The organism is Olivibacter sp. SA151, assembly GCF_054130995.1.
Genome location: NZ_CP096391.1, coordinates 524114 through 548537, shown reverse-complemented (window position 1 = coordinate 548537; position 24424 = coordinate 524114). Strand labels below are relative to the sequence as shown.

The window sequence follows — 24424 nt, the reverse complement described above, 5'->3', positions numbered from 1 at the left end:
TATGTTAATAATTGATCAATGGGCAAGTCCTTTAAAAATCCGGAAGGAACGTTCATAGCCAAGGATGATACAACAGTATCCGCTTAAGGGGTTGGGTCTGTTTTAGATGCCAGCCGTCTTCTGATGATACTGATAAACTCAGGCGAGACACCTATGTAGGATGCAATGTGATATTGCGGAACTCGCGACGGAACAGTCGGATGCAGGGTAACGAATTCAACATATCGTTCCATCGCTGACTTACCGATTGCGCTTACCAGCCTGTTCTGGATCGTACATAGATTTCGCTGAACAAGCATCCGGAAAACATGCTCGAATTTCGGTATCTCATGAAGGAGCCTTTCTTTGCTCCGGCGACTAAGCATCAGAAGCTCTGTCTTTTCAAGCGCTTCGATGAAAAACGTTGACGGCTTTCGCTCATGAAACGAAGCGATGTCACTTATCCACCAATCTTCGACCGCAAAAGAGAGAATGATTTCACAGCCATTAAAATCTACGTGGTAGATCCTTGCACATCCTTTAACGATGTAACCCTCGAATTGACATATATCGCCGGCTCGCAACAGAACGGTCTTGCGCGGAACCATTTTTCGCTCTAATAAGCTGGTGAAAGTTTCTTTTTCATCATCCGTCAATGTGATGTACCTGCTGACATTAAGAAGTATATTTTCGAACATCGCGATCGGATTGAATATGTTAAGTCTTACAATTTTTACCCATTGTTCAGAAATTGGGAATGGCCTTACAAATCTTGTAAACTATTATTTTAATCTGCTTACCATATGGTAAAAAATGAAATTGACCGGCATTTTTTTCGGGAAACACTGCCGTTGCAGGATAGAGGCACTTAATATGGCCGGTCGCTCTTCCAGGACAGGTAGCTGATCAAGGTCCTTCACGTTTACCCGCGCAAAAACAAATTCGGTGTTAAATTTAAGTTCCTTCGGAATTCTAACGGTGATGTGCTGGTTTTCCTCTTGAATAACTTATTGAGCGACTGCGGGTGTTTGAACCCTAGCTGGTAAGCGATCTCCGAGACCGTCAGATCCGTGACGGACAGATACTCTTTGGCTCTGTCAATCAGCTTCTCCTGTATATGATACTGTGCTCCCTGACCGGTTATCGACCGGAGCAGATCGCTGAAATAATGCGGCGAAAGGTTAAGGCGGGCAGCTACATATTCGACTGTGGGTATACCGGATTCTAAGGCGAGCTTTTTGTCGAAATAATTATTCATGATTAGGTCTAACTTAGTGATCACGGCATGATTGACCGTTTTACGTGTGACGAACTGTCGCTCATAAAACCGGTTGCTGTAACTCAGCAGCAATTCTATTTGTGCGATGATGACCTCCCGTGAGTGTTCATCCAGATGCTGATACTCCTCTTCGATCTTTAAAAAAATCTCTGCGATGTACTTCTCTTCCTTTTCCGAAAGGTGAAGCGCTTCACTGGATACGTAGGAGAAGAATCCGTAGTTTTTGATCTTGGTAGCCAATGGGAAGCTGTATAGGAAATCCTGGTGAAAAAATAGCGCGTAACCGGCATCTTCACCAACCTCGTAAACCGGCGGACCGTCCAGCGAAAGGATTTTTTTGGGCGCCAGGAAGGTCAGTATCCCTTTATCGTGATCGTATTGCTGCTGACCATACCGCATTTTACTTTTAACATTCCTTTTCAAAGCGATGCAGTAAAAATTCAAGGAAAAACGTTCCAAGACTGAATCGGCCGCCGCACAGACATCCGCTATCCGAACGACGCTGATCAAAGGGTGAAGCGGATCAGGTAAGGACAGCAGGCGATGTTTGTCGGATATGGTACTGATGATTTTCATTTAGGCCCCCCTATCATTTGTCGTCTGATCAGACGTGCACATCAAAAGCAGACCAGGCCCGCGGACCTGGTCTGAAAGGTTTTTGTCGCAGGTTCTACCAGCGAAGTGTTTCCACAAAAAAAGAGCCGTTCTCCATTAAATTATCGAAAAACACCTGCTTGGTCTCTAGGCGGTTCCAGTCTCTTTGCAGTTCACAGCCAAACTGGGTAACGGAAGATAATTGAACGCCCGCCTGCTCCATCCGGCGCAGGGCAACCTCGTGCGCAATAGTCGACGTTCCGCCTATCGCATCGACAATGGTGTACACCTCATAACCTTCTTTAAGAAGATCCAGCGCCGGAAAGCACAGACAAACCTCCGTCCATAATGCGCAAATGACGAGCTTCTTTCTGCCGAGGGATTTTACAGCTTCCTGAAATTCCTTGTCCTCCCAGGAATTGACCGTCGTGCGGTCGATCTCCTGCACGTCGGGTAAGATCTCTTTAAGGTGCTTCACCGTCGGTTTGTTAATGCCGCTTTCCACATTAACTGTGGTCAGGATAATCGGCAGATTGAATCCTTTTGCAAGTTTCGTCACGGTGACGATGTTTTTGACCAATTGTTCATGGTCCATCGACCTTACGGAATTGACCTGAAGGGGCTGGTAGTCGATCAGGATCAATGCTGAATTTTCAGGTGTAATCAGATGATCGTTCTTCGGATCGCGGATGGGTGTAATACTGCTCATGGTATGAATAATTAAATGGTTAATAAATATTTGTTGAGTTCTGTGATCGCTGCGGTTTTTCCGCTGTTTGCATTGTTAAAGAAAGCCGGCCCGGCCAGATCGTTCTTCATATTTTTCATATTTCTTAAAACTTGAATTGTGCCTGATAACTCATAAAAAAACCGTCCCGGTATGCATCGATGATATCATTGATGAAGGGCGACCATTCCGGTATGACCGGCAAGGCTGCGGGCGCGATGCTCCGGTAGCTTTGAGCGCCATAGACGATCGATCCTCCATATCTTCCGATCGACGCCGGGTCTGACACAAAATTGGCGATCTGAAAATTCCTGTCCATTTAACTACTTCAAGAAATCACCTGGATGAAAGGACTTTTGATGTAGGCGGTATGGCCTTCGATAAGGTCAAACCTGGTTATCCCAGATTCTGATCTGATCTTCCTTAAAATACAACTGTTGCTCCTCGCCGTAGCGGACGAAATACCGGTTCTCCGTTCTATTGATTAATGTTAGTGTGTGCGATGGCTGTCCAATGCTATTTTATTTCGGACCGCTGTCCAGCAACACGTAAAGTGCCGCGATCTTGCTATCATGGAATTGAACAGTGCCACGATCTTGCCATCATGGAATTGAACAATGTCCATCCCCGTGGCGACGGGCTGCTGCCCCGCCGGGCCCACGCCCCAAACCAGCCTGCCGATCCCGCTATTGATGATAACGGGGCTCTGTTTAGTGAACACGAAATTGGAAGGCAGTACCTTTTGTGTTGTGGAAACGCTTTCATTGATGGCGTCAAAGCCGGTCACCTGGTCCTCTACGTGATGTAGTATCGCTGACTCGCTGTATATCTTTTCAATGGCTTTCAACCTGGCTGCCGGGTCCTTTTGGTTCCAGACCTGATCGAGGTTTTCTTCCATGATCCGGGATAGTTCATAGCGCATGATCAGTAAGTGTTGAAGGTTAAACGAGTTAGAAGCAAGCGGCATGCCGTTCGGTCCGGCATGCCGCTGCACGGCGGCTATTTCTCTGCCGGCACCGGTGTAGCCAGTAACTGCAACTCCCACGCTAATGCCACTCCGCTGGCACCGCCATTCTCGAACAGCACACTGGCCAGTTGTCCTGCGGTCTCTGTACGTGCCCAGTCACGTTGCCATTCTGAAGCGACCGCCATCCAGTTAATTGGCGTGATGCCATGCTGCACCATACGGCGTATCGCCATATCATGCGCTTCCTTTGAAACAGCGCCGCAGGCATCGGTAACGACGAAAACATCATAGCCTTCGGCCACCGCCTGGATCGCCGGCATCGCCACGCAAACCTCCGTCCAAAGACCTGCGATGATCAGCTGTTTACGGCCGCTTGCGGCAACGATATCGGTAACAGCGGGATCCTGCCAGGTATTGATGAAGGTCCGGTTGATCGGTTTCTGATCAGGAAAAAGCTCCTGCAGCTGTTTGATGATCAGTCCGCCGCGCTCCTCGATCACGGTGGTCAGGATGGTAGGTACCTTGAACACTTTAGCCGCTTTGGAAAGGCCGGTCACATTGTTGATGATGACCGCAGGGTCGTGGCTGTTCAGGTTGGTGAACTGGAAAGGCTGGTGATCGATCAGTACAAGGATACTGTCTTCCGGCCGTAACAGGGCGTCAAGGCCCTTTTTTTGAATGTTTGACATGATCTGATAGTATATATGGTTATTTATCAATAGCTATTCTCATAGATTGCATATACCTGGGTGTTTCCGGCCTGTAATGGCCAGTCAGTGAACTACGGGCGATGGTCCGCTGCCGGACAGTAAATTTGTTCGTTTTCACGTATGTCGCTTTTCCCGGTCGTTGCCACAAATCTACTTGTTTCGGCTAGCGTGAAAAGATGACATAGGCCTTTAAAAGTCGTAGATTTATGTCGACGTTTCACCGATTCTGTCAGCCGGGCTGCGCTCATCAAACCGCTATGCTCCGTTTTTGGTTCTGGTCAATGCTGCGGGTCTTTTAGAATGATGAGCGACTGCGTGATCGCATATCAACACCCGCGGTTTCCCTTCGCCGAGGTCTGTCACGTGGAGACGCACATTTGGCGCCACTTTGATAAATTCTTTTCTGTTTCCCGGTTTTTCCTTAGCAGGCGTGTTTTTCATGATCTTATTTAATTTTGATGTTTAATAATAATGTCTGGTATGTTCTGCCCCGTACCACGCAAATTTAAATGCGTCGTATTTGGAACGGAATAACCAGATCGCTGTTTTGTGTATCCCTATTGGGTGTCTGAATGGTTCTGCCAGTGAAGGCCCCGGTTCCTGCAGAATGAACGACGGATTATCCGGCTGGCCGGGCAAGGTAATACTCGCCTGAGCCCCTTAGCGTCGTCATTTTTTTACCATATGGTAAATACTTCCTGTGAAATTATTATGATCTTTAGTACATGAAAGAACTCCTTGATTATTTACAGCAATTCGATACCCTGAATGAACAGCAGGCGGAAATGGTCACCAGCAAAGCCAAACTCGTCGAATTTCCCAAAGAGACCTACTTTTCCGAAGCCGGTAAAGTGCCGAAGCAGATTGGCTACATTTTGGAAGGCGTCCTGCGGTTCTGCTACTACGATAACAAAGGTCAGGAGGTCACCCACTATTTTGTCGGCGAGGGCCAGTTCATTACCGATTTTCCGAGGTTCGAGGCGCAGATCATTTCGGCTGAATATATACAGACCGTCACCGATTGCAAACTGCTCGTGTTCACGAAGGAGGACTGGGATTATCTGCTGGCGACGATCATAACCTGGAGCAACATAGAGACCAAAATGGTCAAAAAATGCTTGAACGAATCGTTGTCGAGACGCAGTCCGATGGTCTCCAACGACGCTACGGAGCGTTATCTGTCATTCCTGGAAAGCTTTCCCGCTCTGGTCACCCGCATACCGCTGGCCTACGTTGCTTCCTATGTCGGCGTCACGCAGCAATCGCTTAGCAGGATCAGAAAAAATCTGCGTTAGCTCATTTTTTACCATATGATAAACAGTTTTGAACGCCAGATCCCAATATTTGTATCGATATCTAAGCGTTAATAAAAATGAGTAAAAAAGTCGTACTGATCACAGGGACCAACAGCGGGTTCGGCTGGCTGACCGCTCAAAGTGTCGCAGCTCTGGGGCATAAGGTCTATGCCACCATGAGAGATACAGCAAGCAAAAATGCAGCACAGGCACAGGCCCTGTCCCAGGTGGAGAACATTACCGTGGTAGACCTGGAGGTAACCGATGAAGCGAGTGTCAAAAAAGCTTTCGACAGCATCATTGCCATAGAAGGAAAGGTTGATGTTCTGGTGAACAATGCAGGTGCAAGCATGTTCGGCGTGGGTGAAACCTCCACAGCTGCCGATCTACAGCGTATGCTGGACATTAACGTTATCGGTCCATGGCGACTGATGAAGCTCGCTCTGCCCGGAATGCGTGAGCGGTCAGAGGGTCTGATCATCAACGTGACTAGCGGTTTTGGCCGGGTCAGCTTCCCGTTCTTCACCATGTACTGCGCCTCGAAGTTCGGTCTGGAAGGGCTGTGCGAGGGTCTTTATTATGAGCTCAGGCCGTTAGGCGTTGATGCGGTCATTCTTGAACCGGGTGGCTTTCCCACTGAAATGGGTTCAAAAGTGCAGACAGGTGCCGATACCGCTGTCGCCGAAGGGTATAGAGCGCTTGAAGAATATCCAGGAAAGATCTTCGCAGCTATCGGCCAGCTTTTTGAGACACATAAGCCGGATCCGCAGTACATCGCCGACGCCGTAGTTAAACTGATCGGCCTGCCGAAAGGTGAACGACCGGTAAGGACAGTGGTCGACCCAACCACAGGACAGTTCATCAGTGCCATCAATGAAGGCACGCAGATCGAATTTAATAAGACCATGGAAGCCTATGGTCTTAGGGAGCTTTTAGCTTAAACGTCTTACCCTCCTCAGGCTTTGTGCCGCCCTGATCCACCGGTGTCCCTCTGATATAAGAAGGACATCGGTTGATTTCATAATTCTCCAAACCAACTGAATTACTTCTGATCCTTAACCGGATCACTCAACAATAATGCTTTGTGCTTTGAACCGAATCACCAAATAATTGGGTTGTTTCGCAAAATGCATCTCTTTTTTGTAATGCAATTTTACCTTGTCAATAATGGCTAGGTCTGCTTGGATGCTGCAATTTTAACTACGAGGCCAGCCAAGCGAGTAGATCTGAGGCTTTTACCTTGCTTACAATTATCCGTTCAGGAGTTTCGACACTCAACTTGACGATGAGCCTTCGATTAAAGAAGTGCTCGGCCATCTGGACGGCGGCACGGTTGATGATAAATTGCCGATTGGCACGAAAAAACAGAGACGGGTCCAGTATAGACTCCAGCTCGTCCAACACTTCCTGGATCAGGTACGTTTCGCCTCTTTGGGTATAGGCATGTACAATGCCTCCAACCGAGTAGACAAATGCGATGTCTTTGGTGGATATGGGAATGATTTTCTCGTTTTTGAAGACCAGTAGACTAGACTTGTAGGCAGGATGCACCAGGTTGTTTAAGGAGGGTTTCCAATCCGGGCGGGATAGTGTGCACTCGGCCCCCCATCAACTGCCGCATCTGCTCATATTTGCGTAGGCCCCTGGCTAGTTTATCTTCATCGATGGGCTTTAGCAAATAGTCGATACCATTGGCCTCGAAGGCCTGTATGGCGTATTGATCGTAGGCGGTACAGAAAATAACCGGACAGGGAGGCTGGACGGTGCGGAAGATCTCGAAGCTCAATCCATCGGAAAGTTGGATATCCGAAAGGATGAGTTCCGGTGTGGACTGATTACCCAGCCATTGGATAGCAGCTTTTACGGATGGGACGATGCCTGTGACATGCAAATCGTCACCGAGTCGCTCTATCATTGCTTTCAAGGCCTTGGCCGTTTTAGTTTCGTCTTCGATGATCAGGATGTTCATAGCGGGTCATTTAACAGAGGAACGGATACGGTGAATGCGTGAGCGGTTTTCAACACCTCGATTTCTTGGCCGGCTAGCAGGCGGTAGCGCTCGCGGATGTTGTCCAATCCGGTGCCCAGGCTGTCTCCCTGTGTAGGTTTCGGTTGCAGGGAGTTGCTGACGGTAAGCCGGTTGGTATCTGTGGCGTTGATTTGCAGGTGCAGGGGTACTTCGACATCGGCGACATTGTGCTTGACAGCGTTTTCGATGAGCACTTGCAAGGTCATGGGCGGTAGTTTCATGCCGAGGAATTGCTCAGTGATGTCGATATCTACGAACAAAGCGTGCTCAAACCGTTCCTGAAGGATATATAGGTAGGACTGGGCGAAATCAAGCTCTGCACGGAGGTATACAAGATCGGCCATGCGGTTATTCAGCAGGTAGCGGTATACGTCAGCGAGGCGTTGGATAAATTGGCGCGGTGCGCGTTCATTGATCATACTTTGAAGTGTGCCCAACGAGTTGAACAGGAAATGTGGACTCACCTGTTCCTGCAAGAGACTGAGCCGCGCTTGCAGGTTTTCTTTTTTCAGCCGTTCGTTTTCTAACCTAGACCGTTGGGTCACTTCCGCCATTCGTAACAAGTAGACGATATAATACAGGAACCCGCCTAATACCATCCCCCGCATCAGGAGTAAAAAATATACGACGCGCATGCCTCGTGGTAGTGCTGCTACCCGTCCGCGGATTTCACCGATATCCTGAATGCTATAAAAAACAACTAACGAAATACACATGCATGCTGCAATGGCAATAGCGGCTTTCCACCCGTGCCACCGTGGCTTATCTAGCTGTATGACACTTTGTATCACTAGCCAACTCAGGAATACGTTAACAAAAGAACCGGCAAAAGTGAGCAATGAGGAAGCTGTTTCTTCCCGGTAGCTGCGCAGCACGTAGCCTAGGAGTGCAATAAACAGAGAAATAATAGACCCGGTGAGGGGGTATAGTCGCTTCATGGTACAAAGGTACTGTTTTGGCAGACAGGAAGGTCTACCAGTGATAATCAAACGGACAAAAAGGCCGATGAACGGAAAGCTGTGAGGCTAATCCTATGTTCGGTAATGACCTGTTCATCTCGATATGTGGCCGTTTCATACCAAAGTGGTCTACTTCCTCGGGTCCGCAATGTCGAAACAACCATAACAGAAATATGAATATCATGAAGAAACTAATTATCCCCTTGACACTGGTACTGGGTACCATCGTCTCCGAAGTAAATGCACAGGTTGTTGTAGTAAGACGGCCGGTGCGCCGGGTGGTTGTAGCTCCGCTTCCGCCGGCAAGAATGACCGTGGTAAGGCCGTTGCCCCGTGTGATCGTAACCCCAAGGCCGGTAGTGGTAGTGCCGGCTCCGGTGATTATAACGCCAAAGCCGGTAATAGTAGCTCCCTTCCCTGTTCAGCCGCTGTCGTCAACAACGGTCGTCCGAAGGAAGACTGTCATTTACAAACCTTAATCATAGCATGCAAGAGTCATCTTACAGGATAGAAGCGGCCGGTGATTTGCTACGGACACAGTTCCCTCTCATCGGGCAATCTGTCCGTTTCATCATCATTTTATATTAAACATGTTTCGATTCCTTTGAGCTTTGCATCAATAAATAGTAATATGATATGAAAAAGAACGTCTTAAAATGGGTGTTAATATTGGTCGTCAGTGGCCTTACCACCGGTGCATTCGCACAATCGAAGCTCACCAATGAGCAGAAGGAAGAACTGTTGGCTAAGATGGAGCAATACCGGGCCGAATTGAATCTATCGGACCAACAGCAGGAGCAGGTGAAATCAATCAATGCCACATACTTCGAAGGACTGGCCGGGCTCAAGGCATCGAACGGTTCCAAATTGTCGAAGTTCAAAATGTATCGAACGCTTAGCGAAACGCGCGATGAGCAAATGAAGCAGGTGCTCGACGGGAATCAGTACAAACGCTACAAGGCGATGCAGAAAGAGATGAGGAGTGAATTAAAAAGTCGCAAAAAATCATGAACGCGAAGAGATATATCCGTTTAGCGCTACTGATAGTGCTGCCATTTTTTTTGTTTGGTGGATGTGCTGACGAAGCACTCGATCCAGCTCCCCGTTATCCATGGGGAGATTGGATGGATTGGGAGCGCCTTGTCGACTGGGATACCCTGACAGTGGGCGGCCGTGCACGCACGTTCAATGTGCACCTGCCGCCCCAATATGAAGAAGGCGATACCCTGTTTCCACTGGTCATCGGGCTGCATGGCACAGGAGGCAGTGCAGTACAGTTTGACCGTCACTACCATTTCTCTGAGAAAGCCGACGAAGCGGGATTCGTAGCCGTTTATCCCAACGGCGTCAGGAGCGATGGCCGTCTCGGCATACGTACGTGGAATGCCGGATCGTGCTGCGATTTTGCGATGCGCGAGAATGTGGACGACGTGGAGTTCATCAGCGAGCTCATCGACAGATTGACCGAGACATACCGCATCGATGCCAAACGCATCTATGTGACCGGCATGTCCAACGGCGGAATGCTCGCCTACCGGCTGGCTGCTGAGATTCCTGAAAAGATTGCCGCCATAGCGCCCGTGAGCTGCACGATGGTGTTCGACCCTCCGGCCGAACAATCGCGTCCGCTGCCTATTATCCACCTGAACTCCGTGCTGGATGAGATTATTCCCTATGAAGGCGGCACAAACTCGCTGGGGTACCATTTCGCACCGGTTGATTCGGTACTGAACGTATGGGCGAAACGGAACGGTTGCCTGCCGAACGCCCAGGTGGTTGTTGATAACGACCGATACACACAGATGCAGTGGGTGGATGAAACCGGCTCGCCGCTTATCATGCACTATGTCACCGCGGACGGCGGCCACTCATGGCCGGGAGGCGAGCAGGTACGGCCCGGTGCTGCACCGCCATCCGCTGCGATAGATGCAAACGATTTGCTATGGAATTTTTTTGAGCGTTTACGCATCCCATAATGTGCGATTTTGGTCTGAATCGTACGGGATACCAGAAGCGGAACAAAACTGCTTAATTTCAAAAGTTTTGATAGTACCTATAACTTCAGAAGCACTACTGGTTTCATAGTAATCGGGTAAAACCAATAGGGTTTTACATACTAGCAAGCAATGTCCCGTTCAACATTTTTATCTATCTTTGATTTGGTGTTGAATGGGCATTGCTTTGTTTAATCTCATAGGCTATCGAAGTTATATTAGTTAAGTTACCTGATATTTAAAGGATTATCTAAGATGGTTACTGATTACAAAAAATTCGACTTATTCGGGAAGACATTTATCCAAAAAGTGGACTTAAAGCCACCTTTTGAGTTTGCCTTCCCCGTGGCCGAGCAGGCTTGCTTCTTATATATGCTGAAAGGTGAGATGGAATACCAATCAGCAGGCGATCAGTTGAAGATACCTACCCATCACTCCTTGTTGCTTAACTGCATCAACTCGGGCAAACAGATACATGATACCGGTTCGGATAGCGAAGGTGAGATCGTTATTGTCACTTTCCATCCGGATATACTGAAAAAAGTTTACGATAAAGAAATCCCACTAATCTTTAAGCCAGCTAATCGGGTAACTAATCAGTCCAGAAAGGCAATCAACAACGACTTTTTGATTCATAAATATATTGAAGGATTGCTCTTTTATTTTGAAAATCCATCGTTGGTCAATGATGAAATTTTGGTTTTGAAGCTAAAGGAAATCATACTTTTATTATCGCAAACGCAAGATGCGGAAACGATACAAGTCATCCTATCGCAACTTTTCTCGCCTGCAACCTATACCTTCAAGCAGATTATAGAAGCCAATCTATTTGAACAAGTCGGTGTAGAGGATCTGGCGCAAAAAGCCAATTTGAGCGTTTCTTCGTTTAAAAGGGAATTTAAAAAATTATACGACGATTCGCCTGCCAATTATATCCGAACGAAACGATTGGAAAGGGCTGCCGAATTGCTTTCGGTTTCTAATGAACGGATTACAGACATTGCGTTCGCTTGTGGATTCAATGACTTGGCAAACTTCACGAAAAGTTTTCACGACAGGTATAACGTTTCCCCCTCAAATTTCCGCCTAAAAATAAAAGAAGGCTGAGTAAGATACGGCTGTAACACCCCGTTCCAGCCTAAAAGCTTACCGGGATTTGAACCAAATTCTCAAATAATTGGCCTAATCTACAAATTCATCCGGTTTCGGACGGTTTAATTTTGCACTATTAATAATTGTTAAATTTTAAAATTAAACTCATGGGACTATCACATTTAGGTATTTTTCATACGGTTATAGGTGTTGCAGCTATTATTGCCGCCATTGTATCTTTAATAAGAAGAGGTAAGATAGATCTCAGCCAATTGAGTGGCAAGATCTATTTTTATTTCACCTTAGTTACATCGTTAACAGCTTTAGGACTATCCAGTGTTAAAGGCGTCAATCCGGGGCATATTCTTGCACTGTTAATTGTTATATTGATTTCGGTGGCGTACTATCTTTACGCAAAAAGATCGGGAAACAATCGATCGCGTTTTATTGAGAATTTTTTTCTTACGTTCAGCTTTTTCCTGTCCCTGATTCCAACGGTTAATGAAACTTTTAACCGTATCCCGATAGGTCATCCGTTGGCCAATGGACCGCAAGACCCATTAATCGGAAAAACCCTGCTCATCCTTTTTGTGCTGTTTGTGATCGGTTCTGTTTTGCAATTCAGGAAGCAAAAGAGCATAAATAAAGTGGTGTAAGCTTGAATTTTTTATTGACAAAAGTTTAAAACAAGTGCTTTATTTAGTAACACGATTAGATGAATTTATAGTCTATTCTTGTCGACTGGAAATTGAGAAACATCAAGCGAAGGGGAATTTCATTCGGTCTTCGCTTGATCGACTCATACAAGTTTGAGTTAACTTTGCAAAGTAAGTATATTTGTCTTCGCCCATTCTCGGATACCAATTGTGGGTATCCTCCATTGATAATTAAATGTCTTTTCCATCGGCCAGGTTACTCCAGGATGCGTGAATACCATACGATATTTATTAAAAATATCATCTGGTCTTTGTTCTAAAGCTGAGGACAGGTGCGCCTTGCTCCAAAGAATGCGCTCAAAAGTGGTATTGAAGACGGCTTCTACCTCTTCGGCAATTTGTGTAAAGGTTGCCGTTTCACCCGAAACAAATACAACTTCATTTACAATTTCCGGTTGATGAAATAGTACCTCAATGGTTAGTTTTCCAATATCCTCGCAACAGGTTAGGGTCAATGAATGGTTCCAATCTCCCAGTGCGTGGACGACCTTGTTCTCAAGGCTGATGACCCCGAAATCTTCGCGAAACAAGAAACTAGTGATCATGCCGGTAGATACAATTACCCATTGTGTTCGGTCTTGGGCTCGCAGCAGGTCCCTGACGTCAAGCTGCTCGTCAAAAACCGGCTGTGCGCTTCCTCTCCCGATCTGATCATAATCCGCTCCAAATTGCCAGGGCACGTAACGCCTGACACCGGCTTGTAGCACAGCTTCGGTAATTTTTATCTGCATACCTTTTCCGATTGAAAAACCACTGCAGCAGATTATGGTATCATAACGACCAAAAACCTCTGCCAATTCCGTCACCGCACTCGTAAGGAGGTCTACCGCCTCCAATTTTACATTTCGGAATTGTGTATGTTGTTTGAAATCTTGAATGACCGCTCCAGAGGGCCGTACCAATGCGGCAACGGTCAGATCTAGTTGGTATACATCTTGATAATCATGTAAGGCCTGCAACATGGATAGGCCAACTTCGCCCGTTCCGATTACTAAGAATGAATTTTTCATCTTTGATCTATTTACGTATTGAGAATTATTTCTGACGCAAAGTTATCCCGATAAAAAAGGTATCAAGGTGCAAGAAAACTGTTAATAGCTGCAAAAATTCTAGGTCGTTCGATAAACAAGTGGAGTCGTTTTGGTAAGTTTCTTATAAAAGTTCACAAAATGGGGTGTTTCCTGAAAATTTAAACACCAAGCAATCTCTTTTACAGAGTAGTTTGTATGCTTTAAAAGTATATTGGCTTCTTCAATAATACGTTCATGAAGGATGTCCCGAGTTGTTTTCCCCGTTATCTTTTTAAGCGTTTGATTCAGGTGATCGACAGTTGTGTTGAGCAAACCAGCAAAATAGGCTGGTGTCTTACCCACTAATGGCTTTTGCAGGCTGATGTCTAAAAAGGTGTTTTCGACCAGTTTGAGGAAGCGTTCGTCAAGCGTATCCTCCATATAAAGAGAAGGAAAATTATTGCTTTTAATTAATTTCTGTATGTAATGGATGATATCGAACACACGGTTGCGGATCAGTTGTTCTTTAAAGAAATAGTCTGAATCTTTCTCCTGTTCTATCTCCAACATTATTTGGGACAAAAACAGGTATTGCTCTTTGCTTAATGGTTGGGTGTAAATCTCTCGATCTTTAAAGACAGGCCAATTAGAGAGGTTCAGCTTGGCTGTTCCCCTGAGAAAGCTTCCGCTGCACACACAATAGTCGCCAACGAAGTTTTCATCATCGGTCGAAAAGCTAGATCGTGTCATAGGCTCCGTAAAAACGATTGTATAACCAGAGATAGGAACTTCTACATTATTAGAATGGTATTTGGCCGTACCATTGAGCAGGGCAATCTTATAAAACGGCTTGCGCTGCAATCGTTCGCAGGCAGATAAATCTTTTTTAAGATCTTCCCAATGAAGAACATCGAAATGCCCTAAAAAGAATTGCTCATCGGGATAAGATCTATGAACATATTGATCATAAAAAATTTCAATCTCTCTATGCATCGTTTAAATATAAGAAATAACCGGTAGGCGCACAATAACTCAATTGCTTCGTACTTCTCCGGTGATAACTGTAACGAAATAGCTATGAGAGCCAATGTTCCTAATAATATAGACAAATGGCTTAAAGAAAAATTGGAATAAGGCCTTATTGATAGCTCTATGAAACGCCTTTCTTAACGGCCTGAATATTTTCCAAAACCTTTACTACCAAGGTCTATATAATTAGTGCCCTTTTCCCGGTCTCCTTTGCCATTCACTTGAATAGTACTGCTAATATCCTCATTCCTACCACCTGACCATATGTGATACTTACAACGGCGTATTTTTCGATAACTTAATCAGCTGTCTCATTTTCATACGTGAATGTAATCTGGTCGTCTGAATTTTTCAAGACCTTACCTTCAATAGTTTTTCCATTTATATAATCTAATTGTATCAACTTAAACCAAAACGCCTAACGGTAAACCAAATAGAAAAAATAGTAAATGTGTTTTTTTTCAAGCTAAACTAAATTATTCCTTCTGCAATTCAAAATCTTAAAATGATCAACATGTAATAAGATAACAGAAAACCTACATCCAAGACCAAACCATCAAATGAAAGCTTAATCATCCCTAAAGAGGTAGTGATGAATCAGATATATTGAAACATGTCAACTAAGCAGAAGCTTACAATACGGCAAGCAGCAGTCTGGTTTTAGAGGCAAACTTATGCTAGTTATCACCGTGAATTTGTTCATCTGTATCCAGCCGAACGACCTTTACCAATCTTATACTGATTATTGCATCATTAAAACAAAAAAATGATATGAATGTAAAAAGAGTAAAGTATCGATCGCTAAAGGCCTGCACACTTGTAGCCGTGGGGTTAGTTATGCTAAGCAGCTACACTGTGAATCCGCAAAAAGGAAGTGTATTCCATGAAATAAGGCCACTTCAAACCGATAGCGTATCCTTAGATGACTTATCCGGTTATTTCCGCTTTCCAAACCGAGTTGCGTATATCCGGTTTTTTGATCAGGACGGCCAATTTATAGCGCAGCAGGCATGGGATGGACGGACTTATCCCTTACAGCGTACGGGATCACTCACCTTCCAGTCGCGTGATGAAGCGTACCAGGTTGCATTTATCGGGGGCACTGACGGAAAAATTGATAAGGCCAAGATTCTTAACCGGGTAATGCTGGAAAAAGTTTTCTTCGACCCTACGCAATATGTTTCGCTTACCGCGGACCAACTTATGCCCCTCTTGGGGCGATATCGACTTCAGACTGACAACAATATGGAAATCAATGTAACAAGGCAGGGCAATAAACTTGCTGTAGAGCAACTATGGGATAACAAAACCATCGTGTTTGAAGCTTTCTCCCCTACCGATTTCCTTAATGAGGAGCTGTCCTTTCCACTGACATTCATCCTCGCAAATGGTACTGTTAAAGAACTTATCTGTTTTGAATCAGATCGTTGGGAAAGGATAGACCATGAATAAGCGGATGTTTAAATCGATGCTCTTGATTTGGCTGCTCATGCCAGTTACCTACCTGTTTGCCCAAAGTGTTGCTGACCCGAATTTTCGGTTTGAAACGGAGCACGCTCGATATAAAAATGGGAAAGGCCCCCTTGTTCGCTATGATGAGGGGCACAACAACCCTTTCACGCTGAAGGGACAGTATGCTGCATTTGCCAAGGTACTGGAAGCGGATGGTTACCGATTGGAGACCAACCGGCAAGCCATTACCGCAGAAACCTTGACGGATGCCCGTGTGTTTGTGACTGTCAATGCATTGCACGACCTGGACAATTGGGGTGCCCAGACAGGTAGCGCTTATACCGACGAAGAAGTGGAAACTTTATACGATTGGGTGCAGCGCGGCGGCTCGCTTTTCCTTATCACCGACCAGATGCCTGCTGCCGGGTCCGCCAGTAAGCTGGCTGCCCGCTTTGGCTTTGCCCTCATCAATGGTTTTGCACAACGTAAGGATGGCCAGCCTGAGATCTTCTCTCGTAACAGAGGCAATCTCACGGGCAATCCGGTTACCGATGCAGCCGGTTTTGCAATAGACAGCATCCGCTTTTGGGTAGGAACGGGATTTGTTCCGCCACCGGACGCCATTATTGTTTCGTCGTTGGGCGAAGACTACGAAGTATCGCTTGCGTCTGATGGGTCCAAAATATCAGGTAAAGGTTTAGTAAACAGTGCTATTCTACAATGTGGGCGTGGGCGGGTATGTCTAATTGCCGATGCCGGTCCGTTTTACGCAATCTTAAGAGGGATTAAAAGTGAAAAACGAGGTATGAATCACCCTGATGCAATGCAGAACGCTCGGTTTCTTTTAAACATCCTTCATTGGCTGGATGCACCATAAGATACGTCGCTTTTCATCAAGCTAGTTTGACTTTTTCAACTGCTTTTTATCAACGCGGTTCTTTGCTATTGCATGGGCCTCTTGGATAAATCTAAGTGTCTCTTCTAATTTGTCTCCCACTGGATTGAGCACACAAATAAAATGTTGAGATGCGTAACTAGGATGGGGCATAAAAACGTTTGTTTCTGTAAAATCCCACTCCTTTTTGAGGTCTGGAAAAAGGTTATTGAATGTAACCTTAGACACGCCGATATTGACACGAAATATACCTTCTCGACTCAGATTTGACACGTTGTCATATTCATTATCCGCATGAGCGATCGTTACGAATGGGAGAACATGGTCTGAACCATAAAAGAAAAAAGTATAACCAAAATGCGCTGATTGTTGAACATTGAGAAGATTGGAGGTAATGTAGTTTTCGATTTTTTCTGCCGACATATCAATAATTTATGAATAGCGAATTTCGCTTACTTACGTTACATTTGCAAGCAGCTACTATTTATGCGCAACCCAGGAATTCCAAGTGAACCTGATCAGCTCCTCTTCAGCGATATCCCTGAAATCTGCTATATGATCTTTGTGCTGATGAAACTATTTTTGTACTTCAAGCGCCATCATTCTTCAAAATCCGGGAGAATAGCAATGGAGATTATTGAAAATAACTATGGGAACTGAAATGTCCTTTTATAAATTTATCATCTTGCTTTCGCTAATGTTTATCAATCTTTCTAGTGCTTATACCCAATCTCTCCGATTAGACACCACCCTTTCAGACGTATATCAGTTCCATATCAGGAAAGAAGATGAAGAGGGCTTTTTAACCACTTATTACGATGCCATAGACACCAAAGACAAGTCTAATCCCTTCGAAATCATCATTACCCAAACGAGTAGTAAATTAATGAACATGAACGGCGTAGCTGACGGCATTGAGAAAAACCTTAAGAATTATAATCCGGATAGCCGATTGATGCTCATCAAACAGGAAGAAAAGGGAGGTAAAAATCGTCGGCTTTATCAGTTCGCTAGCAAGAATACCACGATACTGATGCTGATGCAGGAAAGCAATGACTGGTTCGCTATGATAGAAGCTGAATTTCCGGATGATGAGCTTAAAAAGATGTCTATCCAAAAATGGCAGGACATCTTTTGGAAAGCTGAATAGTGAATTTTTGAAGTGTTAATCCTTAAATTTATTTAAATAAAAGGAATAGGCCTCGAACATCATAAAACAAGAAATTTAGTACTCCAATTATGAAATTTGACTAAAAATTGCATCTTTAAGGAAATACTCCAAAATGACTTATAACCCTAATACTTATGTTCAAAAAAGACGAATATCGGATCTCATTATCTTATCAATCCGTATTTTACTAGCGCTTATTTTTATTTCATACGGAACGGGAAAATTGTCTGGCGGACAGTTCGGTAATTTGACCGAAAAAGAACTGGCTACACCTATCAAGGATCTGAGCCTGTTTAAAATTGCCTGGTACTTGTTTGATCATCAGCCTTTCAAAATATTTATAGGCGTCTCTCAAATTATAGCCTCTCTGATGTTATTGTATAACAGAACGATGATCATAGGGGCACTGATGCTCGCCCCTATTGTTCTGAACATTTTGATTATTGATCTGACGATTATGCCTTACGGTCTCAAACTTGCATTTGCCTTCCGATTAACTGGCTATTTGTGTTATATCGGCCTTTTATTGTTTTATTATAAAAATCAACTAACGCCGGTCTGGAAAACTGTATCGAACATAAAACCCATGCGTTCTGAGAATCAAAAAGCTATTTCTTATTTACTTGTTATTCTATTTATTCCAGCCTTGGAACTTGCGCCCGGAGTATTGAAAATAATATACTTTGCTGTAACTCATCCTCAATCTTTTTGGAATGGTATTAAAGCACTCTTTTGAAATATACGTTGCGCTTTAAATTGGGTAGGCCTCATATTGGTCAATTGCCGAAAATTATTGCTGAATGCGGCTAATGAATTAGGCTCTGAACAGTCGCAATCATGCAGTAAACTTTTCAAGACAAAAACACAGCTTTCGCCTTTGAATTCAGACAATCATTTAACTAACAAACAAACCATTAGTAGAGATACTCCGACTTGCTTGCTCACGCGGGAATACCTGTGGATATCAACCTTCTTCTTCTGTATTCTTGATTTTCATAAGTAATGTATATGCGTTTTTGAGCACTACCTTAGATGCCGACGTAATCTCATTACTCTCTATTTGCCGATGTTTATCATTCAGCATTCCTGGCTTTACCTCCACCATCCGGAATTCTCCGGTGTTTTGGGCCACAAATACATAATGTTTGTTCTCCCACCTGACAACCGCATCCTCCGGTACGGTAAGTGCCGGCATATCCTTGATTGAAACTTCGGCATTCATGAACATGCCGGGCACAAGCGAGGTGTCATATTTTTTAAAGTGGCAATGTACCTCTGCCATGCGATTGGCATCAAGTGTTTTATTGATCAGGATGACTTCGGCATCAAATCTTCGATCCGGTTCACTATTGGAATAGGCGGCCACCTGCTCGCCAACAGCCACGCTCGCTAAATCTTTCTCAAATACGTTTAATACCAAATGGATATCACGCGGATCTACCAGCTCAAATAGTACATCGGTTGGAGCAGTATATTTGCCGACCGTTACGTTTACTTTGGACACAAAACCATTGATGGGCGATAATACCGCTACACTTTTAGATATATTGGATGCGTTCAGGTTATTGATATTGATACCGATCAGCTTTAGTTTTTCACCCAACGCATTCATTAAAATTCTTTGGCGTTCCATTTGGGCATTCGCCTGCTGGAAGACCTTATCGCTGCTTGCTTTACTGCTATTAAGTTCACGTTGACGAATAAACTCCTTTTCTGCCAACTCAAAGTCGGTCTTCGCCGTTAGGTAATCTTGCTGTAATTGAATAAACTGCATATCTTCCATGATGGCCAACACCTGTCCCTTGCTCACATGTGTTCCGGGTAACATCGCTGTGGATTTCAGATACCCTCCCATAGGAAAGCTCAGGCTAATAATATTCTGGGGCGGCACCTCTACTGCTCCTTGCAGTGTAAGCTTGCCACTTACGCTGCCCGACTCAGGGTTGCCAACTTCGATGCCGACGCTTTTTAGCTGCTGCGAAGTGAGTCGTACAGTTTCAGTAATAGGACTGATCGTACTGTCTTTTTGGCTAGTCGATTCCGTCTCTTGCTTATTTTGATTGCTGCATGCCGCCAGCAACCAAAGGCAGATGCAACTGTATATAAATGCTTTCATTTTAAATTATTGATCGTTTAATTTTTGTAATTGGATAACGGCCTGGTTATAACTGCCGAGCATATTGATGTATTCGTTTCTGATGGTGATGGCTTGATCTACCAAGATAACCCACTGTAGGTAATCGATTTCTCCACCCTGAAACTGTTGGTCTGCCGTAGCAATGATCAAATCTGCATTGCTAAGTCCTTGATTTTCGTAATATGCGAGACTCTCCTCAAATTTCTGCACCTGAGCGCGGGCGTTCATAATTTCAGCATGTAATTGCAATTGAACTTGATCGGCTTTTTTTATTTGACTCTGCCATTGCAGCTTCGCTGCTGTTGCTTTGGACGATTGGGCCTTGAAGAACAACGGAATACTTATTCCCGCGCTGAAATAATTGAAGCGATCCCTACCGCTGAAAAGAACATCCTGCCCGTTCACATTCTGAACTCCTTGCAGACTTTGGTTGTTGTAACCTATTGTGAGATCGGGAAGAAGGCGGGCACGCTCTACCCGCCACCGGCTGCGGGCAGCTTCTTCCGCATGTCTGGCCAGCGCGGCCGCCGGAAGCTCACCGGTCACAACGGAATCATCTATTAATGATTGAGCAACAGCAACTTTCGACTGCGCGAGATCGGGAACGTACATCATACTATCTTGTAAATACAGATTAAACTGTTTGTTCACAATAGCAAGGTCTTTTTCAAGCATATTCAGCTGATTGGTAATTTGCTGCCTGTGGGATTGCGCTGCCGTTTTTTCCAGGATATTGGCCTCGCCGCTCTCAAAACGCTTCAGTGATTTGGCCTCGAATAATCGGTAGATACTATCTGCATAGAGCAGCAGCTGTTTCCGCTTATTCATTACAGCGTAATCGAAAAATGCCAACCTGACACTGGCTTTAAGCTCCTGCTCGCTCAACCTAGTCTGTGCACGTGAGGCTTCGAAGTTTGCCTGCAGCATCTTTTTCTGATTAGTATATACGGTGGGAAAGTTGAAAGATTGGCTCACGCCGATCCTATTGTCATTGTGTATGCTGTTAAATTTCCCGTAATCGCCAGACAATTGCGTCTTAGGCAGATCGAACCCGCTGTGCTGCAGTTCTTCAACAGCTTGTTGTTCCATGCGTGTACTCTGCAATTGCCTATTATTCCGTATTGCCATCTTCAACGCGCTGTCAAGGCTTACTTTTACCGGCTGCTCCTGTGCGGTAGCCGGATAAGCAAGGAACATAAATGCAATGATCGCACTTAAACTTTTATTCATGTTGAGCTTAGCGGTTCTGTTAAAGAGCAGGTACAGTGAAGGCAGGACAAATAATGTTAACAGGGTGGCTGTTATAAGCCCTCCGATCACCACCGTGGCCAAAGGCCGCTGTACTTCCGCCCCGGCGCCATTGCTGAGTGCCATGGGTAGAAAACCGAGCGAAGCTACCGCCGCTGTCATCAGTACCGGACGTAACCTGTTACGGGTTCCGGTCATCACGAGCTGCTTCGGATCGCTTATTACGCCTTCTTTTTTTATTCGGTTAAATTCGGAAATCAGCACGATCCCATTCAGCACCGCTACGCCGAAGAGGGCAATAAATCCGACACCGGCAGAAATGCTGAAGGGCATGCCTCTTAAGGTTAGGGCAAATACTCCGCCGATGGCTGACAATGGTATGGCAGTATAGATCAGTGCGCCCTCTTTAAAGGACGAAAACGCAAAATATAGCATTACAAAAATGAGTAAAAGCGCAACCGGGACAGCGATGCTCAACCTGCTCTTAGCCTGTTGCAAATTTTCAAAAGCCCCCCCGTAGGTTATACTATAACCTGCATCTAACTTCATTTTAGCGCCAATCTTCTGCTGGAGTTCTTCAACAATGGTTTGTACGTCACGTCCCCGTACATTGAAGCCCACAATAATCCGCCTGCGCGCATTTTCGCGTTGTATCTGATTTGGCCCTTCGATCTCCTGTATATCGGCCACCTGATAGAGCGGTACCTGAACCCCCATAGGGGTAGATACGGGCAGGTTACGGACATCTTCTATGCTTTTTCTCCCCTCGCTGCTAACTCTTACCACCAGATCAAAGCTTTTTTCGCCTTCGTAAACCTTTCCAGCCTCGGCGCCGGCAAAGGCTGCGTTGATGGTACGGTTTAGGCTTTCGATATCCATGCCGTATTTAGCGATCTCACTACGGTTGAAATCAATGACGATCTGAGGCATACCGGTCACTTTTTCAACATAAAGATCGGCTGTTCCATCCACCGTTCTTGCAATGGCGCCCAGCTGATCGGCATAGGTCGCTAGTTTCTCGAGGTCCTCACCGAAGATTTTACAAACAACGTCTTGTTTTGCGCCGGTCATGAGCTCATTGAACCGCATCTGAACGGGATACTGGAAGCCGGTGGTTACACCAGGCATAACTTCCTGTGCAGTCGCAGCCATTTTACCGGCAAGCTCCGGAAAAGTTTCCGCGCTGGTCCATTCTGATTTCGGCTTCAGCACAACAATCATGTCTCCCCCCTCAATAGGCATAGGATCGGTCGGGATTTCGGCGCTGCCGATTCTCGACACCACTTTTTCAACTTCGGGGTATTGCGCTTGCAACGTTTCGGCGATACGGTCAATGGCATTAATGGTGGTACTGAGGTTGGTGCCCACCAATAACCTGGTTTCGACGGCAAAATCGCCCTCTTCCAGTTGGGGTATAAACTCGCCGCCCATGCGCATGAACATAAGCACAGACACACCGAACAATATAAACGCGAACATGACCAGCGACCGACGGATCGATAAAGCCTTCTCCAACATTTGCCGGTACCCATTTTCTATCCGTGTCATGATACGGTCGGACAGATTCGGCTTATGCGTTATCTTTTTACTGATAAACAGCGAACTTACCATCGGCACGTAGGTGAGCGAAAGGATAAAGGCTCCCAGAATGGCAAATGCCACGGTCTGAGCCATTGGCTTGAACATTTTTCCTTCAATCCCCGTAAGGGAAAGAATTGGTAAATATACAATCAGGATAATGATCTGACCGAAGACGGCCGCATTCATCATGCGTGATGCGGACTTGGTTACTTCGCGGTTCATCTCCTCCTGCGAAATACGAGTGACATCGTTATATTTTTTAGAAAAATGAAGATGGTGCAGAATTGCCTCAACGATAATGACGGCACCGTCTACAATGAGTCCAAAATCCAAGGCCCCCAAGCTCATCAAATTGCCACTTACACCGAAGGTATTCATCATGGTTATGGCAAAGAGCATGGATAAGGGAATAACAGAAGCTACAATTAATCCCGCCCGTAGATTCCCTAAAAAGAGTACCAGCACGAGCACGACGATCAATGCACCCTCAAGCAAGTTGTGCTCTACGGTGCCGATAGCGTTGTTAACCATCTTGGTGCGGTCAAGGAAAGGTTCGATCGCTAATCCCTCAGGAAGGGTCTTCTGTATCTCAGCGATCCGTTGCTTAACGTTGTTGATAATTTCGGAAGAGTTTCCGCCTTTGAGCATCATCACAATGCCGCCGGTTACTTCCCCTAAACCAGCCATGGTTAATGCTCCATAACGTATAGCTGAACCCAAACGGACTTCGGCTACATGGCTGATGAGTATGGGCTGCCCGCCATTACTCTTTACTACGATTTTATTGATGTCTTCAATTGATTTGGTAAGGCCAATGCTTCGAATATATAGAACGGAGGGGCCCTTTTCAATATAGGCACCCCCGGTATTTTGGTTATTTCTGCTCAGAGCGGTAAAAATATCGCTTATAGTTAGGTTGAGTGCCTTGAGCCTTGCCGGGTTTACCGAAACTTCATATTGCTTAAGTTCACCTCCGAAGGTAGAGACATCAGCTACGCCGGGTGTACCCAATAGCTGCCTTCTTACGAGCCAATCCTGTGTAGAGCGGAGGTCAGCCAAGGTGAATTTATCTTCATACCCTTTTTTGGGTTTTAACACATACTGATATATTTCGCCCAAACCGGTAGTTACCGGCGCAAGGGACGGAACATTGGCATTTTCGTTGATTTCTACCTGCGAAAGCCTTTCAGTAACCTGCTGGCGCGCCCAGTAAACATCGGTACCTTCGTCAAACACAATCGTGATAAGGGAAAGTCCGAATCGGGACATACTCCTGCTCTCCTGTATGCCCGGAACGTTACTGATTGCTAGTTCTATCGGAAATGTAATTAATCGTTCTACGTCCTCTGCACCAAGGGACGGGGCTGTGGTAATAATCTGGACCTGGTTGTTGGTTATATCCGGAACGGCATCGATGGGTAGTTGGGTGATCTGGTAACCGCCATAAACTACCCACAGCAACATAAATATACCAATTGCCAGTTTATTTTTAACTGAAAACTGAATGATTTTATTTAACATGGAATTTAAAGTAAATACATGAAAACACATACCGGCCCC

General features: G+C 45.3%; 26 protein-coding genes. 11 read left to right on the top strand and 15 right to left on the bottom strand.

The genetic code is table 11. The features are described 5' to 3' along the window. Positions 1 to 83: 83 nt before the first annotated feature. From M1D52_RS02155 to M1D52_RS02125, 7 genes are all read right to left on the bottom strand, one after another. Positions 84 to 677 carry a Crp/Fnr family transcriptional regulator gene (locus tag M1D52_RS02155; RefSeq protein ID WP_130854939.1) on the bottom strand — a complete coding sequence of 198 codons (594 nt, stop codon included), beginning with the start codon at positions 675 to 677 and terminating at the stop codon, positions 84 to 86. A 224-nt stretch (positions 678 to 901) separates the two neighbouring features. Continuing rightward, positions 902 to 1834 (bottom strand): helix-turn-helix domain-containing protein, encoded by a 933-nt coding sequence (locus tag M1D52_RS02150; RefSeq protein ID WP_437393897.1) that lies wholly within the window; start codon positions 1832 to 1834, stop codon positions 902 to 904. A gap of 94 nt (positions 1835 to 1928) precedes the next feature. After that, positions 1929 to 2561, bottom strand: coding sequence for a hydrolase (locus M1D52_RS02145; protein ID WP_289554299.1), 633 nt, complete (start codon positions 2559 to 2561; stop codon positions 1929 to 1931). Between the two features lie 124 nt (positions 2562 to 2685). Further along, entirely contained in the window at positions 2686 to 2898 is a 213-nt protein-coding gene (locus tag M1D52_RS02140) for a hypothetical protein (protein ID WP_437393898.1), read from the bottom strand. Between the two features lie 171 nt (positions 2899 to 3069). Further along, complete coding sequence (locus M1D52_RS02135) at positions 3070 to 3477, bottom strand: nuclear transport factor 2 family protein (RefSeq protein ID WP_457941682.1); 408 nt, start codon at positions 3475 to 3477, stop codon at positions 3070 to 3072. A gap of 101 nt (positions 3478 to 3578) precedes the next feature. Continuing rightward, a complete protein-coding gene (locus M1D52_RS02130; protein ID WP_130854935.1) occupies positions 3579 to 4235 on the bottom strand; it encodes a hydrolase in 657 nt (218 codons plus the stop codon). A gap of 276 nt (positions 4236 to 4511) precedes the next feature. Then, on the bottom strand, positions 4512 to 4697 hold the full coding sequence (locus M1D52_RS02125; RefSeq protein WP_437393899.1) for a hypothetical protein: 186 nt from the start codon (positions 4695 to 4697) through the stop codon (positions 4512 to 4514). Positions 4698 to 4981: 284 nt separating this feature from the next. Here M1D52_RS02125 and M1D52_RS02120 point away from each other — a divergent pair, with 284 nt between their 5' ends. Both M1D52_RS02120 and M1D52_RS02115 read left to right on the top strand, forming a co-directional pair. Continuing rightward, positions 4982 to 5551, top strand: a complete 570-nt coding sequence (locus M1D52_RS02120) for a Crp/Fnr family transcriptional regulator (protein WP_130854933.1) — start codon at positions 4982 to 4984, stop codon at positions 5549 to 5551. Positions 5552 to 5628: 77 nt separating this feature from the next. Next, positions 5629 to 6492, top strand: coding sequence for an SDR family oxidoreductase (locus M1D52_RS02115; RefSeq protein ID WP_437393900.1), 864 nt, complete (start codon positions 5629 to 5631; stop codon positions 6490 to 6492). Between the two features lie 259 nt (positions 6493 to 6751). Here M1D52_RS02115 and M1D52_RS02110 read toward each other — a convergent pair whose 3' ends face one another. Genes M1D52_RS02110 through M1D52_RS02100 form a run of 3 tightly spaced genes read right to left on the bottom strand, consistent with a single transcriptional unit; the run spans position 6752 to position 8518 of the window. Beyond that, on the bottom strand, positions 6752 to 7102 hold the full coding sequence (locus tag M1D52_RS02110) for a LytR/AlgR family response regulator transcription factor (protein ID WP_437393901.1): 351 nt from the start codon (positions 7100 to 7102) through the stop codon (positions 6752 to 6754). Next, positions 7080 to 7520, bottom strand: a complete 441-nt coding sequence (locus tag M1D52_RS02105) for a LytR/AlgR family response regulator transcription factor (protein ID WP_437393902.1) — start codon at positions 7518 to 7520, stop codon at positions 7080 to 7082. The genes M1D52_RS02110 and M1D52_RS02105 overlap by 23 nt, the downstream gene beginning before the upstream one ends. Beyond that, complete coding sequence (locus tag M1D52_RS02100; protein ID WP_437393903.1) at positions 7517 to 8518, bottom strand: sensor histidine kinase; 1002 nt, start codon at positions 8516 to 8518, stop codon at positions 7517 to 7519. Before M1D52_RS02100 ends, M1D52_RS02105 begins: the two co-directional genes overlap by 4 nt. 203 nt (positions 8519 to 8721) lie before the next feature. Between M1D52_RS02100 and M1D52_RS02095 the strand changes: the two genes are divergently transcribed. The 5 genes from M1D52_RS02095 to M1D52_RS02075 all read left to right on the top strand — a co-directional run bounded on the left by M1D52_RS02095 (position 8722) and on the right by M1D52_RS02075 (position 12281). Next, the gene (locus M1D52_RS02095; protein ID WP_437393904.1) at positions 8722 to 9018 is read left to right on the top strand and encodes a hypothetical protein; all 297 of its coding nucleotides are present in this window, start codon (positions 8722 to 8724) and stop codon (positions 9016 to 9018) included. Positions 9019 to 9175: 157 nt separating this feature from the next. After that, entirely contained in the window at positions 9176 to 9550 is a 375-nt protein-coding gene (locus tag M1D52_RS02090) for a hypothetical protein (RefSeq protein ID WP_130854929.1), read from the top strand. Beyond that, a complete protein-coding gene (locus tag M1D52_RS02085) occupies positions 9547 to 10515 on the top strand; it encodes a CE1 family esterase (RefSeq protein WP_437393905.1) in 969 nt (322 codons plus the stop codon). Before M1D52_RS02090 ends, M1D52_RS02085 begins: the two co-directional genes overlap by 4 nt. Before the next feature lie 273 nt (positions 10516 to 10788). Further along, positions 10789 to 11640 carry a helix-turn-helix domain-containing protein gene (locus tag M1D52_RS02080; RefSeq protein WP_437393906.1) on the top strand — a complete coding sequence of 284 codons (852 nt, stop codon included), beginning with the start codon at positions 10789 to 10791 and terminating at the stop codon, positions 11638 to 11640. 152 nt (positions 11641 to 11792) lie between these two features. Next, positions 11793 to 12281, top strand: a complete 489-nt coding sequence (locus tag M1D52_RS02075; protein WP_130854927.1) for a hypothetical protein — start codon at positions 11793 to 11795, stop codon at positions 12279 to 12281. 158 nt (positions 12282 to 12439) lie between these two features. Here M1D52_RS02075 and M1D52_RS02070 read toward each other — a convergent pair whose 3' ends face one another. Both M1D52_RS02070 and M1D52_RS02065 read right to left on the bottom strand, forming a co-directional pair. Further along, the gene (locus tag M1D52_RS02070; RefSeq protein ID WP_437393907.1) at positions 12440 to 13351 is read right to left on the bottom strand and encodes an aromatic alcohol reductase; all 912 of its coding nucleotides are present in this window, start codon (positions 13349 to 13351) and stop codon (positions 12440 to 12442) included. 99 nt (positions 13352 to 13450) lie between these two features. Further along, positions 13451 to 14344, bottom strand: coding sequence for a helix-turn-helix domain-containing protein (locus M1D52_RS02065; RefSeq protein ID WP_437393908.1), 894 nt, complete (start codon positions 14342 to 14344; stop codon positions 13451 to 13453). 807 nt (positions 14345 to 15151) lie between these two features. Between M1D52_RS02065 and M1D52_RS02060 the strand changes: the two genes are divergently transcribed. Beyond that, a complete protein-coding gene (locus M1D52_RS02060) occupies positions 15152 to 15832 on the top strand; it encodes a hypothetical protein (protein WP_437393909.1) in 681 nt (226 codons plus the stop codon). Continuing rightward, positions 15825 to 16709 carry a DUF4350 domain-containing protein gene (locus M1D52_RS02055; RefSeq protein WP_437393910.1) on the top strand — a complete coding sequence of 295 codons (885 nt, stop codon included), beginning with the start codon at positions 15825 to 15827 and terminating at the stop codon, positions 16707 to 16709. Before M1D52_RS02060 ends, M1D52_RS02055 begins: the two co-directional genes overlap by 8 nt. Positions 16710 to 16730: 21 nt before the next feature. Here the strand turns inward: M1D52_RS02055 and M1D52_RS02050 are convergent, their stop codons facing one another. Continuing rightward, entirely contained in the window at positions 16731 to 17150 is a 420-nt protein-coding gene (locus tag M1D52_RS02050) for a DUF6194 family protein (RefSeq protein WP_437393911.1), read from the bottom strand. A gap of 226 nt (positions 17151 to 17376) precedes the next feature. Here M1D52_RS02050 and M1D52_RS02045 point away from each other — a divergent pair, with 226 nt between their 5' ends. Both M1D52_RS02045 and M1D52_RS02040 read left to right on the top strand, forming a co-directional pair. Continuing rightward, a complete protein-coding gene (locus tag M1D52_RS02045; protein ID WP_437393912.1) occupies positions 17377 to 17877 on the top strand; it encodes a hypothetical protein in 501 nt (166 codons plus the stop codon). A gap of 133 nt (positions 17878 to 18010) precedes the next feature. Beyond that, a complete protein-coding gene (locus tag M1D52_RS02040) occupies positions 18011 to 18634 on the top strand; it encodes a DoxX family membrane protein (RefSeq protein ID WP_437393913.1) in 624 nt (207 codons plus the stop codon). A 228-nt stretch (positions 18635 to 18862) separates the two neighbouring features. On the opposite strand, the gene M1D52_RS02035 is transcribed toward M1D52_RS02040, so the two are convergent. Both M1D52_RS02035 and M1D52_RS02030 read right to left on the bottom strand, forming a co-directional pair. Further along, positions 18863 to 20014 (bottom strand): efflux RND transporter periplasmic adaptor subunit, encoded by a 1152-nt coding sequence (locus tag M1D52_RS02035; RefSeq protein ID WP_437393914.1) that lies wholly within the window; start codon positions 20012 to 20014, stop codon positions 18863 to 18865. 6 nt (positions 20015 to 20020) lie between these two features. Next, on the bottom strand, positions 20021 to 24385 hold the full coding sequence (locus M1D52_RS02030; RefSeq protein ID WP_437393915.1) for a CusA/CzcA family heavy metal efflux RND transporter: 4365 nt from the start codon (positions 24383 to 24385) through the stop codon (positions 20021 to 20023). Positions 24386 to 24424 lie beyond the last annotated feature (39 nt).